General features: G+C 59.7%; 17 protein-coding genes. 9 read left to right on the top strand and 8 right to left on the bottom strand.

The genetic code is table 11. From position 1 onward, the window contains the following. The first annotated feature begins 15 nt into the window (after positions 1–15). Positions 16–921, top strand: a complete 906-nt coding sequence (gene rimK, locus FIU90_RS11230; RefSeq protein WP_152434838.1) for a 30S ribosomal protein S6--L-glutamate ligase — start codon at positions 16–18, stop codon at positions 919–921. Between the two features lie 32 nt (positions 922–953). Next, complete coding sequence (locus FIU90_RS11225) at positions 954–1556, top strand: hypothetical protein (protein WP_152434837.1); 603 nt, start codon at positions 954–956, stop codon at positions 1554–1556. Positions 1557–1565: 9 nt separating this feature from the next. Here the strand turns inward: FIU90_RS11225 and FIU90_RS11220 are convergent, their stop codons facing one another. The 5 genes from FIU90_RS11220 to rpsF all read right to left on the bottom strand — a co-directional run bounded on the left by FIU90_RS11220 (position 1566) and on the right by rpsF (position 6053). Next, complete coding sequence (locus tag FIU90_RS11220) at positions 1566–3029, bottom strand: methyl-accepting chemotaxis protein (RefSeq protein WP_152434836.1); 1464 nt, start codon at positions 3027–3029, stop codon at positions 1566–1568. Between the two features lie 177 nt (positions 3030–3206). Next, a complete protein-coding gene (locus FIU90_RS11215; RefSeq protein ID WP_255478596.1) occupies positions 3207–4691 on the bottom strand; it encodes an AMP nucleosidase in 1485 nt (494 codons plus the stop codon). Between the two features lie 78 nt (positions 4692–4769). Next, on the bottom strand, positions 4770–5450 hold the full coding sequence (gene rplI, locus FIU90_RS11210; RefSeq protein ID WP_152434834.1) for a 50S ribosomal protein L9: 681 nt from the start codon (positions 5448–5450) through the stop codon (positions 4770–4772). Positions 5451–5463: 13 nt separating this feature from the next. After that, the gene (gene rpsR, locus FIU90_RS11205; RefSeq protein WP_007164455.1) at positions 5464–5688 is read right to left on the bottom strand and encodes a 30S ribosomal protein S18; all 225 of its coding nucleotides are present in this window, start codon (positions 5686–5688) and stop codon (positions 5464–5466) included. Next, positions 5688–6053, bottom strand: a complete 366-nt coding sequence (gene rpsF, locus FIU90_RS11200) for a 30S ribosomal protein S6 (protein WP_152434833.1) — start codon at positions 6051–6053, stop codon at positions 5688–5690. Before rpsF ends, rpsR begins: the two co-directional genes overlap by 1 nt. A 197-nt stretch (positions 6054–6250) precedes the next feature. Between rpsF and FIU90_RS11195 the strand changes: the two genes are divergently transcribed. Further along, entirely contained in the window at positions 6251–7210 is a 960-nt protein-coding gene (locus tag FIU90_RS11195; RefSeq protein ID WP_152434832.1) for a DUF808 domain-containing protein, read from the top strand. Then, the gene (locus FIU90_RS11190) at positions 7210–7872 is read left to right on the top strand and encodes a glutathione S-transferase family protein (RefSeq protein ID WP_152434831.1); all 663 of its coding nucleotides are present in this window, start codon (positions 7210–7212) and stop codon (positions 7870–7872) included. The genes FIU90_RS11195 and FIU90_RS11190 overlap by 1 nt, the downstream gene beginning before the upstream one ends. Here FIU90_RS11190 and FIU90_RS11185 read toward each other — a convergent pair. Genes FIU90_RS11185 through murC form a run of 3 tightly spaced genes read right to left on the bottom strand, consistent with a single transcriptional unit; the run spans position 7869 to position 11154 of the window. Further along, complete coding sequence (locus FIU90_RS11185; protein ID WP_152434830.1) at positions 7869–9395, bottom strand: class I adenylate-forming enzyme family protein; 1527 nt, start codon at positions 9393–9395, stop codon at positions 7869–7871. The two genes, FIU90_RS11190 and FIU90_RS11185, sit on opposite strands and share 4 nt — an antisense overlap. A gap of 53 nt (positions 9396–9448) precedes the next feature. Further along, positions 9449–9730: a hypothetical protein gene (locus FIU90_RS11180; RefSeq protein WP_152434829.1), complete on the bottom strand. Its 282-nt coding sequence runs from the start codon at positions 9728–9730 to the stop codon at positions 9449–9451. Beyond that, positions 9727–11154 (bottom strand): UDP-N-acetylmuramate--L-alanine ligase, encoded by a 1428-nt coding sequence (gene murC / locus FIU90_RS11175; protein ID WP_152435814.1) that lies wholly within the window; start codon positions 11152–11154, stop codon positions 9727–9729. Before murC ends, FIU90_RS11180 begins: the two co-directional genes overlap by 4 nt. Before the next feature lie 55 nt (positions 11155–11209). On the opposite strand from murC, the gene FIU90_RS11170 reads away from it, so the two are divergent. From FIU90_RS11170 to dnaN, 5 genes are all read left to right on the top strand, one after another. Then, positions 11210–12040 carry an LD-carboxypeptidase gene (locus tag FIU90_RS11170; RefSeq protein WP_152434828.1) on the top strand — a complete coding sequence of 277 codons (831 nt, stop codon included), beginning with the start codon at positions 11210–11212 and terminating at the stop codon, positions 12038–12040. 24 nt (positions 12041–12064) lie between these two features. After that, complete coding sequence (gene fabD / locus FIU90_RS11165; RefSeq protein ID WP_152434827.1) at positions 12065–13003, top strand: ACP S-malonyltransferase; 939 nt, start codon at positions 12065–12067, stop codon at positions 13001–13003. Continuing rightward, positions 13003–13575, top strand: a complete 573-nt coding sequence (locus FIU90_RS11160; RefSeq protein WP_152434826.1) for a hypothetical protein — start codon at positions 13003–13005, stop codon at positions 13573–13575. The genes fabD and FIU90_RS11160 overlap by 1 nt, the downstream gene beginning before the upstream one ends. A 43-nt stretch (positions 13576–13618) precedes the next feature. Further along, on the top strand, positions 13619–14371 hold the full coding sequence (gene fabG, locus FIU90_RS11155) for a 3-oxoacyl-[acyl-carrier-protein] reductase (protein WP_152434825.1): 753 nt from the start codon (positions 13619–13621) through the stop codon (positions 14369–14371). A gap of 163 nt (positions 14372–14534) precedes the next feature. Continuing rightward, on the top strand, positions 14535–15662 hold the full coding sequence (gene dnaN / locus FIU90_RS11150; protein WP_152434824.1) for a DNA polymerase III subunit beta: 1128 nt from the start codon (positions 14535–14537) through the stop codon (positions 15660–15662). Positions 15663–15665: the final 3 nt, after the last annotated feature.

The following is a 15665-nucleotide window of genomic DNA, read 5'->3' as shown; positions in this document are numbered from 1 at the left end:
GAGGGGGGGATTAACATGAAAATCGCGATGCTTGCCCGCAATCCCGATCTCTATTCGCACAAACGGCTCGTGGAAGCCGCCGAGGAACGCGGTCACGCCCTCGATATTCTCAACACGACCCGTTGCACCGTTAACATCGCCAGCCACCGACCTACGATCAGCTATAATGGCGAGACGCTTTCGGGCTATGAGGCGGTCATTCCGCGCATTGGTGCATCGATCACCAATTACGGCCTCGCGGTGCTACGGCAGTTTGAAATGCAGGGCGTGTGGCCGCTTAACGAGAGCGTCGCGATCGGGCGGAGCCGCGATAAACTGCGCTCCATGCAAATTCTGGCCAAGTACGGGATTGGCCTTCCGCTCACGGCCTATGCCAACGATCCCAAGCAGGCGGAGGAAATCATCAAGGCCGTCAACGGCCCGCCTGTGGTCATCAAGCTGCTGGAAGGTACGCAGGGAATCGGGGTGGTCCTTGCCGAAACCATGTCGAGCGCGAAGTCGGTGATCGAGGCATTCCGCGGCGCAAACGTCAACATCCTCGTGCAGGAGTTCATCAAGGAAGCCGGCGGAACCGACATCCGCGCGCTTGTCGTGGGTGGAAAGGTGGTCGCCGCGATGAAACGCACCGGGGCAGCGGACGATTTCCGCTCGAACCTGCATCGTGGCGGCAGCGCTCAGCTGATCAAGATCACGCCCGAAGAACGATCGACTGCGGTGCGTGCGGCGAAGCACATGGGCCTCAACGTCTGCGGGGTCGACATGCTCCGTTCGAACCATGGGCCGGTGATCATGGAGGTCAATTCGTCTCCCGGCCTTGAAGGTATCGAAAAGGCGACCGAGAAAGACATCGCGGGCATGATTGTCGATTACATCGCCAAGAACGCGAAGGCGGGCAAGACCAAGACGAAGGGCAAGGGATGAACAGTTAATCTTCAGATGGTTATGTCTGGCGGATGGTCGAATCGGAGAGAACCGGCAAATCGCGATTTATCTCGGGCTGCGGTGGCTGCCTGACGGTTCTTGCCAGTCTTTTCGTCGCGCTTTGGATCGGGTGGGAGATGCTGCGCTATCAGAATGAGCAAGCCCGCATCCCCGCAAACCTAACCGTGGAACACAAAGTCTACGGCGAGGAAAAATCTTTCGGCTTTGGCGGTCCGGGCGATGCTGAAACAGGTCTCGCAGTTTACCGGCTAAGCAAGCGAGATTTCGATCGGCTGACTTCGAATTCTTCAAGTTTGATCGACGATGAGAGTATTCGCGAAACCATGGGACGGCGACCTGGACGACACGACTACGCAGCGTGGCACCCGACGCCTTTTGACCCCGAATTTGTCGGATCCCCTTGGGACCGCTCGAAGTATCCTGTCGGTTCATTCGACATCGGCGAGTTTCTTTGGAGGGATGGCGCTTTCGGTATCGAGGTTGATCCGATCGTGGCGCGCAAAGTGAACCGGATCCTTAACGAGCCGGGCGCCTATTATGCTGAGGGTCGCGGAAGCGTGCTGATCATTGTTGCGCCGGAAGAAGCAGTGGTTGTCTTTGCCTATGCTGGATAGGGGGCAAGCTCAGGCCGCTTCCTTCATCCGATCGGAAAATCTCTCTGTCACCCTTGCGAGCTGATGAATATTGGTCAGCAGCGCTGTTGCCGCATCGTCGAGCTCGGAAGACAGTTTCTTGGTGATCTCGGCCGAATGGGCGAGGGACTTGCTGCGTTCGGACATCTCCTGCACGGCGCTCGCCGCTCCCCGGGCATAGTCCTGTATGGTGCCTGCTGATTGGCGCTGCTGATCGACATCGCAGCGGATTGCCCTCGCCGCCGCATTGAGTGCAGTGATCGCCTCGTTGATTGCGCTGAAACTGTGGTCGGCTTTGCGAGTGCCCGAGCGTACCCCGCTCAGGAAAGCGTCGATTTCGGACGCGGTGTCGCTGGCTTGTGTGGCGAGCGCCTTCACCTCTTGCGCCACCGCTGTGAAGCCGCGCCCAGCCGGGCCGGCAGAGGCTGCCTCGATCGCAGCGTTCAGCGAAAGAAGCTCGGTGCGGTCTGCAATGCGGAGGATAGCGCGCGTCGCCTCTTCGATTGTATCCGAATGCTCGGCCAACGAGCCCATCGCTTCACCGCCGGATGCGGTCCGTTCGGTCGCGCGGGCGGTCAGGTCTTCCTGTTGGCTGGCAGTGACCGCAATCTTGGAAATAGACTCGCTCAGTTCCGCAACACCGCGGGCCACCCTGTCGGCGGCTTTGGCGGCAGCTTCGGCAGATACCGAGTAGGCGGCGGCGCGCTCGTCGTTTTCCTGCGCGATCCGGTCTAGCTGCTTGGTGGTTTGTTCCAAGACACACGCGGTGCTGCTCACAGACTGTATGACATTGGCTACAGATTTCTCGAACTCGCTCGCAAAGCGCAAACAATCGGCCTTGCGCTGCGCGAAGCGTTCCTGCTCGGCTTGTTCGCGAGCCTGTCGCTCGTTTTCGACGCGGTGCAGGGCTTGCTGGAGCTCGGCGGCCTGTTCATTGAGAAGGACAGTTTGTTCTTCGCTCTTTCGGCGCGACGATTCGAGTTTGTCCATCACATGGCCGAGCGCAAGCGTTATCGAGCACAAAATAGCGCTGATAACGATAATGGTGACGGTATGGACGCTGGCCAGAAACAGAGAACCTCGTTCGCCCGCTCCCACGCTGAGCAGGCCTGTGATCGTCGCGCAATCGTGAAGGATTATGATCGCAGTAGCCGACAGGATCGGACGGTGATCGCAGAGCATGATCAACGCCATCAGCGCCACGAAAAAGAGCATATGCGCTTCGGTGTGCCAATGTGTCCCGATCATCCCGACCGAGAGTAGGGCAGGCTGCAAGGCGGCCACCGCACCGATGAGCGAGCGGGTGTTCCGGTTGACCCTCCGGCGGACAGCGAGAATTGTCTGCGAAACACTGAGCACAGCGCTGGCGAGCGCCAGCAGGGGCAGTGAGCCCCCGTAGAACGCCGATGCGAGTATCAGGAGCGCTGTGACAAACCATCCGTATGCAAGGATCAATCGCGTCCCTGCAATTCGGAGTCCGCTGATGCTGGTCAGCACGTCGCATACTCTCGGTCGATGATCCTCGCGGGTTTCGCGGTTGCATCGGATGTATGCGGGGAACGACGAGGAGAGGCCATGCCCTGGCTTCTCGCGGATCTTGGTTATCGGTTGGCTGCGAAAAGCCCCGGTATATTACCTGAATGGCGGCTCATTGAAGGCGCGCAGTTTGCGGCTGTGGAGGCTGTCACCCTCCTCGCGAAGGCGCTTGCATGCTTCCAGTCCGATCTGGAGGTGGGCTGCGATGGCTTCCTCGTAGAATTTGTTTGCCTGCCCGGGGAGCTTGATCTCGCCGTGAAGCGGCTTGTCCGAAACGCATAGCAACGTGCCGTAGGGAACGCGAAAACGGTACCCTTGCGCGGCAATCGTCGCGCTCTCCATTTCAACCGCGATCGCACGGCTCTGCGAGAAACGCTTGGCAGAGCTCGAATAGTGCAGCTCCCAGTTGCGATCATCGGTCGTGACGACCGTGCCGGTGCGCATCCGTTGCTTGAGGTTCGCGCCTTGGACGCCCGAGACCTCCTCCGCAGCACCCGCGAGCGCCAGCTGCACCTCGGCAATTGGCGGGATGGGAATCTCCGGCGGAAGCACTTCGTCGAGAACGTGGTCGTCGCGCAAATAGGCGTGAGCGAGAACAAAGTCTCCGATCTTCTGGCTCGACCGAACGCCGCCGCAGTGACCAATCATCATCCAGGCGTGCGGCCGAAGCACGGCGAGGTGGTCGCAGATCGTCTTCGCATTCGAGGGTCCCACGCCGATATTGACCAGTGTAATGCCCTTCTTGTCCTCGCGCATCAGGTGGTAGGCAGGCATCTGGTGCTTGCGCCATGCAGTGTCGTTTAGTTGCTCCTGCGCATTGTGAGTGCATTCGTCTATGTAAAGCCCGCCAGCCCCCGAAAGCGCACTGTAACCGCCATCGCAAATCTGCTGCGCACCCCAACTGACGAATTCGTCGACATAGCGGTGGTAGTTCGTGAACAGGATGAAGTCCTGGAAATCCTCGACCCGCGTCCCGGTGTAATGCGCGAGACGGGCGAGCGAGTAATCTGTACGCAGCCCGTCGAAAAGCGAGAGCGGCATCGCCTGGTCTTCGTGGAATTCGATCCCATCGGCAAGCTCGTCGCCAATGAGCGAGAGGTCCGTCGAAGGAAAATGCTGCGCGATATCCTGCGGCGCGATTCCGACCATCGCTGCGCCCGCATCTCCATCGAGCACGTAGGGAAATGGGATTTCCTGCCGCGATCGACCGACTTCCACTTCGATATCGTATTCGGATGCAATCAGCCCAAGCTGTTCGGACAGGTACGAGCCGAACAGGTCGGGGCGGGTCACTGTCGTCGTGTAGGTACCCGGCATTTCGAGCCGGCCAAACGCGCGGCTACGATCCTTGATCTCGCCAAATCCCGAATAGTGCAGTGTCAGTTGCGGATAGGCATAGCTGCCATCTTCGCGCTTGCGCTGGGGCGGCAGGGTACCGTCGCGCCCAAATGCGATCACATCGTCACGAAGCGTCGCGACCGCATCGTCATAGTGCTTCTGCAATTGTTCGAGAATTTGCGGGATTGGGGTCATAAGGTCATCCTTATTGTTATTGTTTTTCGTTTCAAGGACTGCGGTAATAGTCCCGTCCGGTCCCTCTTACAAAAAGGGCGCGGCGATCTCTCGATCCCGCGCCCTCTTGTTCGTTGACGAAGAAGCCTATGCCTCGTCTTCGTCCTCGTTCTTGTGATCGGTAGCTTCGACGAGAGCTTCTGTCTCGGTCGTGCCTTCCGACGGGCTCACGCCTTCTTCGAACAGTTCCTCTGGGATTTCTCCCGGTTCGAGGCCTGAATTGTCGATACGCGTGTCGGCAGCAGCTTCTTCGATCTCGCGCTGCTCTTCTTCGAACAGCTGTGCGAGCACGTCGACGCCCTGCGACTGCAATTCGGCTTCGTCTTCCGAGCGGGCAACGTTCGCCATGACGGTCACGCGAACCTCAGGGTGAAGAGCGACGGTCACATCATGCATGCCGATTGTCTTGATCGGTGCGCCCATGATGATCTGCTTCTTGTCGATCTCGTGACCCTGCTCAGCCAGACCGGCAACCATGTCACGAACGTTGACCGAGCCGTAGAGCTGGCCGGCGTTCGAAGCGGCGCGGATCAGGACGACTTCTGCACCATCGACCTTTTCGCCAAGCTTCTCGGCTTCGGTACGGCGTTCGGCGTTTTCCTTCTCAAGTCGCTCGCGGTTGGCTTCGAAGACCTTCTTGTTGGCCTCGTTTGCGCGCAGCGCCTTCTTCTGCGGAAGCAGGAAGTTGCGTGCATAGCCGTCTTTCACAGTAACGACATCGCCGATCGTGCCGAGTTTCTCGATGCGTTCGAGGAGAATGATATCCATTGGTCTTTCTCCCTTACTTCACGATGTACGGCAGAAGGCCGATGTGACGCGCACGTTTGATCGCTTTGGCGAGCTCACGCTGTTTCTTGGCGGAAACGGCCGTGATGCGCGAAGGCACGATCTTTCCACGCTCGGACATGAAGCCCTGAAGCAGGCGCACGTCCTTGTAATCAATCTTGGGGGCGTCCTTGCCGGAAAACGGGCAGGACTTGCGGCGGCGGAAAAACGGGCGGGCCATCAGTCGCGCTCCTCACGGTCAGAGCGACGCTTACGGTCGCGTTCGTTTTTGCGCATCATCACGCTCGGGCCATCTTCGTGCTCGTCGACGCGGATAGTCATGTAGCGGATGACGTCTTCATTGATGCGAGTCTGGCGTTCGAGTTCCTCAACCACCGAGCCGGGGGCATCGATGTTGAGCATCACGAAGTGTGCCTTGCGGTTACGGTCAATCTTGTAGGCGAGGGACTTGAGGCCCCATGTCTCGGTCTTGGTGACCTTGCCTTCGTTTTTTTCGACGATTTCGGTCGCCGCAGCCGCCAGCGCGTCCACCTGGGCCTGCGAGAGGTCCTGACGCGCGAGGAAGATATGCTCGTAAAGAGCCATCTCGCGTTCCTTTCAATTGCTGCCGATCGCTGGCTGATCCGCGCGGATCGCGGGGCCCCTCCGGCTTTCTTCTTTCCGCCCTCGGAAGGGACGGATGCGCGCACATAACGGTTTCTGCGGGTAATGCAAGGCTTGTCAGCCGGGAACGGGGAGTGCAGGCGGCGGTTGGAATAGCAAGGTAATGAGGGGAATATGCGTTGCCATCAGGTCTAGTCGCGCTGCTCGATGATGTGTCGATCATTGCCCGGAGTGCAGCCGCTTCGGTGGACGATATTGCGGTTGCAGCCTCGAAAGCAGGGTCGAAGACTGCCGGGGTCGTGATCGACGATGCGGCAGTCACTCCCAGTTACGTCACCGGTCTTTCGCCGGCACGCGAACTCCCCATTATCTGGAAAATCACCAAGGGTAGCCTGTTCAACAAGCTGCTAATCCTATTGCCCGGGGCCTTGTTGCTGTCGGAATTTCTCCCCGGGGTCATCATCTACATCCTGATGCTGGGCGGCGCATTCCTTTGTTACGAAGGCGCTGAAAAGGTGATGGAGAAGCTGGGCGGCGAGAAGCATGGCAAGACGCTCGAGGACAAGATCGACGATCCGGTCGAGTTCGAAGCGAAGCGCGTTGCGGGCGCAATCCGTACGGACCTGATCCTGTCGGCCGAAATCATGGCGATTACCTTGAACGAGGTGGCCGCTGAAACCCTCATCGTTCGAGCGGGCGTTCTCGCGCTAGTGGGCGTTGCGGTTACCGTTGCGGTTTATGGAGCCGTGGCTCTGATCGTGAAGATCGACGACGTCGGGCTGCATCTCACCAAGCAGGACAGCAGTGCCGCGCGCAGCATCGGCGAGTTCCTTTTGCGATTCGTGCCCAAGCTTCTCACGACGCTTTCGGTCGTTGGGACCATTGCCATGCTCTGGGTTGGCGGTGGCATCATCATCCACGGCACCCACGAAATCGGCTTCGACCTGTTTTACGATATCGCCCACGGCGCGGAATATGCCGTGAAAGGGGTGACCGGTGCATTTTCCGGAATTGCTGGATGGCTCACTTATGCTGCGATCTCTGCGCTAATTGGGCTTGTGCTTGGAGTGGCAATCGCATTCGTCCTGCACAATGTCCTCAAGATTGGCCATGAGGAGCATGCCGAGGCCGCTCACTGATGGCCGCAACGGAAGGCACGCGCCCGATCCTTTACACTTGCGCCCGCTCGCGTGGGCTTCGCGCGACTTGGGCGGCAGAGGAAGCTGGGGTCGATGTCGACCTGAAAATCCTCCCGTTCCCGCCGCGTTATCTCGCGCCGGGATACATGGAGATCAATCCACTCGGCACGGTGCCCTTGCTGATCGACGGGGGGTCGCGGCTGACGGAGAGCTGCGCCATCGCGCATTATCTCGCGACGAAAGACGGCTCCACCGATCTCGCAATCGCTCCGGGAGAGCGCGACTATGCCGAATATTGCGACTTCACCTATCACGCCGATGCGACGATCACCTTCCCGCAGACCGTCTACATGCGCTTTGCGATTTGCGAGAAAGAGAAAGGTTGGTCGGACGCGGGTGAAGCTTACGCGCGCTGGTTTGAGAAACGGCTCGTAAAGATCGAACAGCGGTTGGACGGAAGGGAGTATCTTTGCGCCGACCGTTTCACGGTCGCGGATATCTGCATCGCCTATGCTTTGATCCTTGCGCAGAATGTGGGCCTGGACGATCGTGTGCCGCATTCCCTTAAAGTCTATCGAGAGCGGATGACCGCGCGCGAAGCTTACCAGCGCGCTTTCACTCGCGAGGAAGATGGTCGCAAAGCGCTTGAAGCCGCCGACTAAGCCGCTTGGTCGGGTGTGACGGGTCGCGCCGATAATTCGCGTCTTAGCAGCTTGCCGATCGGATCGCGTGGCAGTTGCTCGACGAATTCCACGTATCGCGGGCGCTTGTAGCCGGCGATTTTGCCTTTGAAGCGCTTGGTAATTTCGTCGCGTGTAAGACTTTCGCCGGGCCTGAGGACAACAAACGCCTTTACTGCCTCGCCCCACTTTTTGTCCGGCACGCCGGCGCAACCGGCATCGGCAACCTCGGGCATCTCGGCAAATACCGCATCCACCTCAGCCGGATAGACGTTCTCGCCGCCGGTCTTGATGAGTTCTTTCTCGCGACCCAGCAGATAGCCGAGGCCAAGCTCGTCCATCTTGCCGAGATCGCCTGTACGAAGCCACCCGTGCCCTAGCGAAGCTTCGGTTGCTTCATCGTTGCGCCAGTAGCCGAGCATTACGGAAGGACCGCGCAGGCAGATTTCACCTTCCTCTCCTGGCGGGAGCGCATTGCCCTCCGGATCGAGAATCTTCATCTCGACGTGCGGCATTGGCCAACCGATCGAGCGTGGATGATCGAGCATGTCGGGGTAATCGATAAAGGTCGCAAAGCCGCACACCTCGGTCTGGCCATAGCCTCCGACGACGCGGGCTCCCCAGTCCCGCTCGATGAACTCGTACATTTGAGGTCGGCCCATGCCGGCGCCGCCGGTGTAATTGGTAAGCGGCATCACGCCGTCACGTATCGGTTCCATCTCGATCCACGGAAAACAGATCGTGGGGAAAGCGCTGGTGGTGGTGCACCTCTCGCGGTGGACGAGATCAAGCACGGCAGCGTTATCGTCATCGCGCCCCGCGAAAATGCTTGTCCCTCCGCAAGCGAGCATTGCGGCGACTTGCTGCATGCCGACGACATGGAAAAGCGGGTTGATCGAAAGCAACCGCTCATCCGGCGTGAACCCACGCCGCACACAAAAGCCGAGCGCTGAGGATGCAACGGCGCTCCCGGCTTGAAGGCACCCCTTGGGTTTGCCCGTCGTGCCGCTTGTATACATCATGTAGAGCGGTCGATCGGGAGCGAGATCGGGCATTCGAACTGCCCCGCAGTCACGTCCGACGATGTCCTCGAATGCGCCTTGCCGATCATGGTTCTCGTCGACTTCGACCACCTCACCGGCTTCGGCCTTGGCGAGAAGGTCCGCGAAGCGCGGGTTGGTGAAGGTGAGGGCTGGCTCGGCATTGCCAGCAATCCAGGCGATTTCGCCTGGGGCGAGCCTCCAATTGAGAAGGACTGCAATTGCGCCGATCCGTCCGCAAGCGAGCAATATCGTAAGATAGGGAGCCCCGTCAGTAAGCAGCATCGCGACGCGGTCACCCGGACCGATTCCCTTCGCCAGCAGCCACCCCACCATCCGCTCCACGCGTCGTTCGAGTTCGGCGTAGGTCAGCCGCTGCTCGCCATCCACGGTCGCCTCGCGCTGCGCATGTTGTGATGCGCAAGCACGCAGCAGCGTATCCATCGAGAAATCGCGGGGCGTCATGATCAATTGCCTAAACCGTGCTTCAAAGCGGCTCCATCAGCGAAAATGACGGGTCAGGATTCTGCCGGGCGGTCCAGTTCCAGCCCGCATTTGCCGCATGTCTTTCGCGGCCACGGGACTACGATCACACCCCTGAAGAAGGCGTTGTGCCCGCAACGCGGGCAATTGAAACCAAGCATCGGCATATTGAGCCAGATGAGACCGAAGATCGCGATGGCGAAGGCGATGGTGGAGTGACCGTAGGCCCAGTCCACAGCCAGGACGAATACGATTGCGATCAGCAGGGCCCAGGCCATGCGGATGGCGTGCCGCCGCGCGCATTCATAAAGGGTCATCCAAGCCTGTCCAGGATCGAACGAGCAAACTCGCTGAGGGTGTCGTCGCGCGCGCCCATGACCACGATACGGTCGCCAGCTCGCGCGATCTCGATGATGCGCTTGCCGCAGTCTTCGCGCGACGCAATATGTTCGGCGCTGCCACCGTGCTCTTCGATCAGCTTGACGATACGTTCGCTGCCATCGCTGCGATCGACCGTTCCACCGAAATAGACCGGGTCGCACATGATCGTGATGTCGCCAGCCTCCATTTCACGCGCAAAGGTTTCGGCCAGTTCATCGCCCATTTGGCGCAAAGGTCCGTAACCGTGTGGCTGGAAAAACGCGATCACCCGGCCGGGCGAGGCTTTGAGCGTGCGTAAGGTTGCCGCGCATTTTTCAGGGTTATGGCCGAAATCGTCGATAACAGTGACGCCGCTTTCGCTCGTTCCAACCACATCGAACCGCCGCGCCAGACCTGCGAACGAGCGCAGCGAATGGGCCGACCTGCTGATATCGATGCCCGCTGCCTTGACCGTGGCGATGGCGGCTAGGGCATTGGAAAGATTGTGCATCCCCGGCATCGGCAGTTCCAGCGCCGCCACCTTTCGCGTGTCGTTGTCGATCACTGCAGCGCTGATCGTGAAAGCGGACTGTTCGACAGTGCCGGGCTCGATTGTAATCTCGGCGTCGCTCGCATTGATGCCGAAGCTAACGGATTGCTTGGCGCGCTTCGCGAGACTGCGCGCTTCCTCGTTGTCGAAATTTACAATCGCACAGCCTGCAGCAGACAAGTAATCGCCGAAAAGGACACGCAGCTCCTCGATACTCTTGTGATCGAGGCTCACATTGAGCAGCACGCCTATCGTCGGACGATAGAGCGCAATGGACCCGTCGCTTTCATCGACTTCGCTGACAAACAATTGTGGGGAGCCGACCTGCGCGCTGGCAAACGGATTGTCGGGGTTTGCGAAATTCTTCATCACAGCGCCGTTCATCACCGTGGGGTCGTAACCGGCGTCGGAGAGAATCCACGCGATCATTCCCGTTACGGTCGATTTGCCCGATGTGCCGCCAACGGCGATCGAGTATCCGGCCGCGTTGAAAAGCTGCGAGAGCAATTCTGCCCGGGTCATGCGCTGACAACCAAGCTCGCGCGCTTTCTTCACCTCCGGAACAGTGTCCTCGACCGCTGCGGAAGCGATCAGGATCTGGTCGGGGGAGGAGATGCCGCTCCCGTCCTGCGGATACAGATTGAAGCCGTTCCTGGAGAGCCAATCGAACTTCTCGGGAGTGCGTCCCTGGTCGCGGCTGCGATCCGAGCCTGCGACCTCGTAGCCAAGTCCATGCACTATCTGTGCAAGCGGCAGCATTCCCGATCCGCCTATCCCGCAAAAGAAAAATGACCGTCCTTCAAGGTCCGGCCCGTCGATCCCGTGGTCCATGGCAAACACGGTTATTGGCTTGCGCGATGGCTGACAAGCGACATAGGTGTGGCACATGACGAATATCGCCATATGCGCGCCGGCAACGCCGATCACACGCGAACACGCACACGCGCTTGAAGATCTGGTTGCGGCAGAATTTCCCGATACGAACGTGACGTTTCACGATCAGTGTTTCGAGCGTGAGGGGCATTTTGCCGGGAATGACTTGCGCCGCCTAACCGCGTTGCTCGATTGCGCAAATGATTCAGCCTTCGACGCGGTGTGGTTTGCCAAGGGCGGGTATGGTTCCAATCGCATCGCAGAGGCTGCGGTCGCACAGATGAACGACGCGGCGCGTTCGAAAACATATATCGGCTTTTCCGACTGCGGATACCTTCTCGCGGCACTCTACCGCCATGGGATCGGGCAATGCGCGCATGGCTCGATGCCGGTGAGCGCGCGTTCGGAGGGCGGAAGACAGGCCGTGCGCCGCGTTCTGCAATGGCTCGGCGGTGACAATAGCGGGCTTGAACCGAGTCTCGATGGCAAGACCCCGGCAGTCGCCTTCAACCTGATCACGCTCGCGATGATCTCGAATACACCGTTGATGCCCGACCTGTCCGGGCACGTCGTCATGGTCGAGGAAGTAAGCGAGCACCTGTATTCGATCGACCGGCTCTTTTTTCACCTCGCTGGAAGCTTGCCGCGCATCGCGGGCCTACGGCTCGGTGCGGTGACGGATGTACCGGAAAATTACGTCGAGTTCGGCCAGTCTGAGGTGGATATTGCGAAATTCTGGTGCGAGAGGATCGGCGTTCCTTACCTCGGGCGCGCCGAGATCGGGCACACGTCTGCCAACAGGGTCGTGCCGTTCGGGCTTGCCAGCCCATCGCGCGCTGCCTAGTCGCGGCCCCACAGGAGGAAATTCATGCGTGCTTTCGTTTTCCCGGGTCAGGGAAGCCAAAGAGTCGGAATGGGTAGCGAGCTGGCAGAGGCAAGCCGGGCTGCTCGGGACGTTTTCGAGGAAGTCGATGAGGCTCTGTCGCAAAAGCTCTTCGCAATCATGCGCGACGGACCCGAGGATCAACTGACACTCACCGAGAATGCGCAGCCCGCCATCATGGCGAATGCGATCGCGACTCTGCGCGTACTCGAATCCGATTTCGGCATGAAGCTGAAGGAAAATGGTGCCTGTGTCGCTGGCCATTCGCTTGGTGAGTACACCGCCTTGTGCGCCGTTGGCGCGTTCGATCTCCCGACCACAGCTCGGCTGCTCAAGCTGCGCGGACAGGCGATGCAGGCGGCAGTCCCGGTTGGAGAGGGCGCTATGGCAGCGCTTCTCGGTGCCGACATCGAAAAGGCGAGTGCTCTTGCTACCGCCGCTGCCGATGGCGAAGTCTGCGAGATCGCCAATGACAACGATCCTACACAAGTTGTGATCTCAGGCCACAAGGGAGCGATCGAGCGTGCGGTGGGTCTAGTAAAGGAGCACGGTATCAAGCGCGGCGTGCTTCTGCCGGTCTCCGCTCCATTTCACTGTTCGCTCATGCAACCTGCGGCAGACCGGATGGCCGAAGCGCTGGCCGAAACGCTTCCCGGCGAACTCGATTTGCCGATTTACGCCAATGTGACCGCGTCCAAGGTCGCCGATGGTGATGAGGAACGTGCGCTTCTGGTCGAACAAGTCACTGGCCGTGTGCGCTGGCGCGAGAGCGTGCTCGCCATGCGTGCGGATGGCGTGGACAGCTTCGCAGAATTGGGCGGCAAGGTGCTGGGACCGATGATCGGTCGGATCGACCGCGAGGTCGCTGCCGTGAGCCTATTGTCCATGGAAGACCTGGAAAGTTTTGCAAAGGAGAACGCCTGATGCGTTGGCTTGCCACGCTGGCCTTTCTCGCAGCGTTCTCAAATGCGCCTGCGTTTGGCCAGACGCCCGAAGTCCTCACCTGCATGGAGAGCGGCTACACCGAAGATCAGCAGGGTGCGATCGACGCATATGTCGCCGGTTTCGACATCAACTCGATGGAAGGCAACGATGCCCTGGCCGAAGCTCTGGGATATCGCGCAGCCGATTGTGCGGGATCAAAGTACGCCGATGACGATGCTCTGATGGCGATTATCCAGTACCAGTTTTCCCTTCTCTCTCTCCGCGGCATCGAGGCGACGCGCCCGGATATCGGCGAGGTGATCCGCCGGATCGACGAGGATCTTGAGCCTGCGGCGCGCGAGCGCCTGTTCACCCTGTTCGAAATCTCGGTCTTCGGTGACCCGGAAACCGGAGAGCCGCGCGAGCTCACGCTCGAGGAGGATGAATTCTTCAGCAACGCGATACTCGATCCGCCTGTGAGCGGAACGGTCGAGCAGGCCGAACTCATCGGTGCATACATGGCCGCGCGCGTGATGATGCGCGATGCGGTGAACCAGATTTCCACACGATAGGCCGGGCGGCAAAGAAAAAAGCCAAGAGGTGAAGGAGACACCCATGTTTTCACTTTCAGGGATGAATGCGCTGGTCACAGGCGCAAGCGGCGGAATTGGCTCTGCCATCGCCATCGCGCTCGCAAAGCAGGGCGCGCGTGTTGCGCTTTCGGGTTCAAACGGCGCCAAGTTGCGCGGTTTTCGGGAACAGCTGATCGACGAGGTCGGAGGCGATCATGTCGAGATCACCTGCAACCTCTCCGACACTACGCAAGTCGAGGAACTGATCCCTGCTACTCTCGACACTCTCGGCGGGATCGACATCCTAGTGAACAATGCCGGCATCACGCGCGACAATCTCGCTATGCGCATGAAAGACGAGGAATGGGATGAGGTCATTCGCATCAATCTCGAAGCCGCTTTCCGATTGATGCGTGCGAGCGCGCGCCCGATGATGAAGGCGCGTTTCGGCAGGATCATCAACATCACCAGCGTCGTCGGCGCGACTGGCAATCCGGGGCAGATGAATTACACGGCGGCCAAGGCAGGCCTCACCGGCATGACCAAGAGTTTCGCTCAGGAAGTAGCCAGCCGCGGCATCACCGCCAATTGCGTCGCACCTGGCTTCATCCGCACCGCGATGACCGCGCAGCTCGATGAAAAGCAGCAGGATGCGATCAACGCAAAGATACCGATGGCCCGAATGGGCGAGGGCGACGATATCGGCGCTGCCTGCGCCTATCTGGCGAGCCGCGAGGCTGGCTATGTCACCGGCCAGACGATCCACGTCAACGGCGGCATGGCTATGCTCAGCTAATCGCCTGACTGCTCCAGATGCCCTTATCCCCAAAGGATTGAGCGCAAGTGGACCTACCGGCTTGCCCGTAACGCGCACCGCGCTAAGGTTTTTTCACGAAATCCGGCGCTGGTGGGGCGATTCCGGCCCATGATCGCCCAAATTCGAGGGTAAAAGGCAAGCTATGAAGGCTACGATCGAACGCGCGACGCTTTTGCGTTGTCTCTCCCACGTCCAGTCGGTGGTCGAGCGCCGCAATACGATACCCATCCTTTCCAACGTCCTGATTGACGCGAGTGACGGTGGCAGCGTGAAGGTCATGGCGACCGACCTTGATTTGCAGGTGCTCGAGAATATGAGCGCTGCTTCGGTCGAAAGCCCGGGCGCGATTACGGTTTCTGCGCATCTTTTGTTCGATATCGCTCGCAAGCTGCCCGAAGGCAGCCAGGTGAGCCTTGAGACGGCTGAAAACCGGATGGAGATCAAGGCGGGCCGCAGCCGGTTCAAGCTTCCGACCCTCCCGCGCGACGACTTCCCCGTCATCGTCGAAGGCGACCTTCCGACCTCGTTCGAACTTCCCGCACGCCAGCTGGCCGAGATGATCGACCGCACGCGCTTCGCGATTTCGACCGAGGAAACACGGTATTACCTGAACGGTATCTTCCTGCATGTCACCGACGACGATGAGCCGGTGCTCAAAGCTGCGGCGACGGACGGTCACCGTCTCGCGCGCTTCACGCTTCCGCGCCCCGACGGCGCAGAGGGCATGCCCGACGTGATCGTACCTCGCAAAGCAGTCGCGGAGCTTCGCAAATTGCTCGAGGAAGCGCTCGATGGCAATGTCCAGATCGATCTGTCGGCAAGCAAGATCCGCTTTACCCTTGGCGGAGAAGGCGGCGTGGTGCTCACCAGCAAGCTGATCGACGGAACTTTCCCCGATTACAGCCGAGTTATTCCGACCGGCAACGACAAGCTCCTCAAAGTCGATCCGAAGAGCTTCTTCCAGGGTGTTGACCGCGTTGCGACAATCGCAACCGAGAAAACCCGCGCGGTGAAGATGGGGCTCGATACCGACAAGGTCACGCTTTCGGTGACTTCGCCCGATAACGGCACGGCGACGGAGGAACTGGCCGCGGAATACAAGTCCGATGGGTTCGAGATCGGCTTCAATGCCAATTATCTGAAGGACATCCTCGACCAGATCGACAGCGAGACGGTCGAGCTGCACCTTGCGGACCCCGGCGCACCCACCTTGATCCGGCAAGATGAAAAAAGCCCGGCGCTTTACGTCCTCATGCCAATGAGGGTGTGACAG

Origin of the sequence: Erythrobacter sp. THAF29 (assembly GCF_009363635.1) — a bacterium.
Taxonomy (GTDB): Bacteria; Pseudomonadota; Alphaproteobacteria; order Sphingomonadales; family Sphingomonadaceae; genus Erythrobacter.
Note: the sequence above shows the minus strand (reverse complement) of the source record. Positions and strands in the feature narration are given on the sequence as shown.

What these genes read in the sequence shown, in the direction of transcription:
- rimK (WP_152434838.1), top strand. Translation starts at nt 16, where the DNA reads ATGAAAATCGCGATGCTTGCCCGCAATCCCGATCTCTATTCGCACAAA.
- FIU90_RS11225 (WP_152434837.1), top strand. Translation starts at nt 954, where the DNA reads ATGGTCGAATCGGAGAGAACCGGCAAATCGCGATTTATCTCGGGCTGC.
- rplI (WP_152434834.1), bottom strand. Translation starts at nt 5,450, where the DNA reads ATGGATATCATTCTCCTCGAACGCATCGAGAAACTCGGCACGATCGGC.
- rpsR (WP_007164455.1), bottom strand. Translation starts at nt 5,688, where the DNA reads ATGGCCCGCCCGTTTTTCCGCCGCCGCAAGTCCTGCCCGTTTTCCGGC.
- rpsF (WP_152434833.1), bottom strand. Translation starts at nt 6,053, where the DNA reads ATGGCTCTTTACGAGCATATCTTCCTCGCGCGTCAGGACCTCTCGCAG.
- FIU90_RS11190 (WP_152434831.1), top strand. Translation starts at nt 7,210, where the DNA reads ATGGCCGCAACGGAAGGCACGCGCCCGATCCTTTACACTTGCGCCCGC.
- FIU90_RS11185 (WP_152434830.1), bottom strand. Translation starts at nt 9,395, where the DNA reads ATGACGCCCCGCGATTTCTCGATGGATACGCTGCTGCGTGCTTGCGCA.
- FIU90_RS11180 (WP_152434829.1), bottom strand. Translation starts at nt 9,730, where the DNA reads ATGACCCTTTATGAATGCGCGCGGCGGCACGCCATCCGCATGGCCTGG.
- murC (WP_152435814.1), bottom strand. Translation starts at nt 11,154, where the DNA reads ATGGACCACGGGATCGACGGGCCGGACCTTGAAGGACGGTCATTTTTC.
- FIU90_RS11170 (WP_152434828.1), top strand. Translation starts at nt 11,210, where the DNA reads ATGACGAATATCGCCATATGCGCGCCGGCAACGCCGATCACACGCGAA.
- fabD (WP_152434827.1), top strand. Translation starts at nt 12,065, where the DNA reads ATGCGTGCTTTCGTTTTCCCGGGTCAGGGAAGCCAAAGAGTCGGAATG.
- FIU90_RS11160 (WP_152434826.1), top strand. Translation starts at nt 13,003, where the DNA reads ATGCGTTGGCTTGCCACGCTGGCCTTTCTCGCAGCGTTCTCAAATGCG.
- fabG (WP_152434825.1), top strand. Translation starts at nt 13,619, where the DNA reads ATGTTTTCACTTTCAGGGATGAATGCGCTGGTCACAGGCGCAAGCGGC.
- dnaN (WP_152434824.1), top strand. Translation starts at nt 14,535, where the DNA reads ATGAAGGCTACGATCGAACGCGCGACGCTTTTGCGTTGTCTCTCCCAC.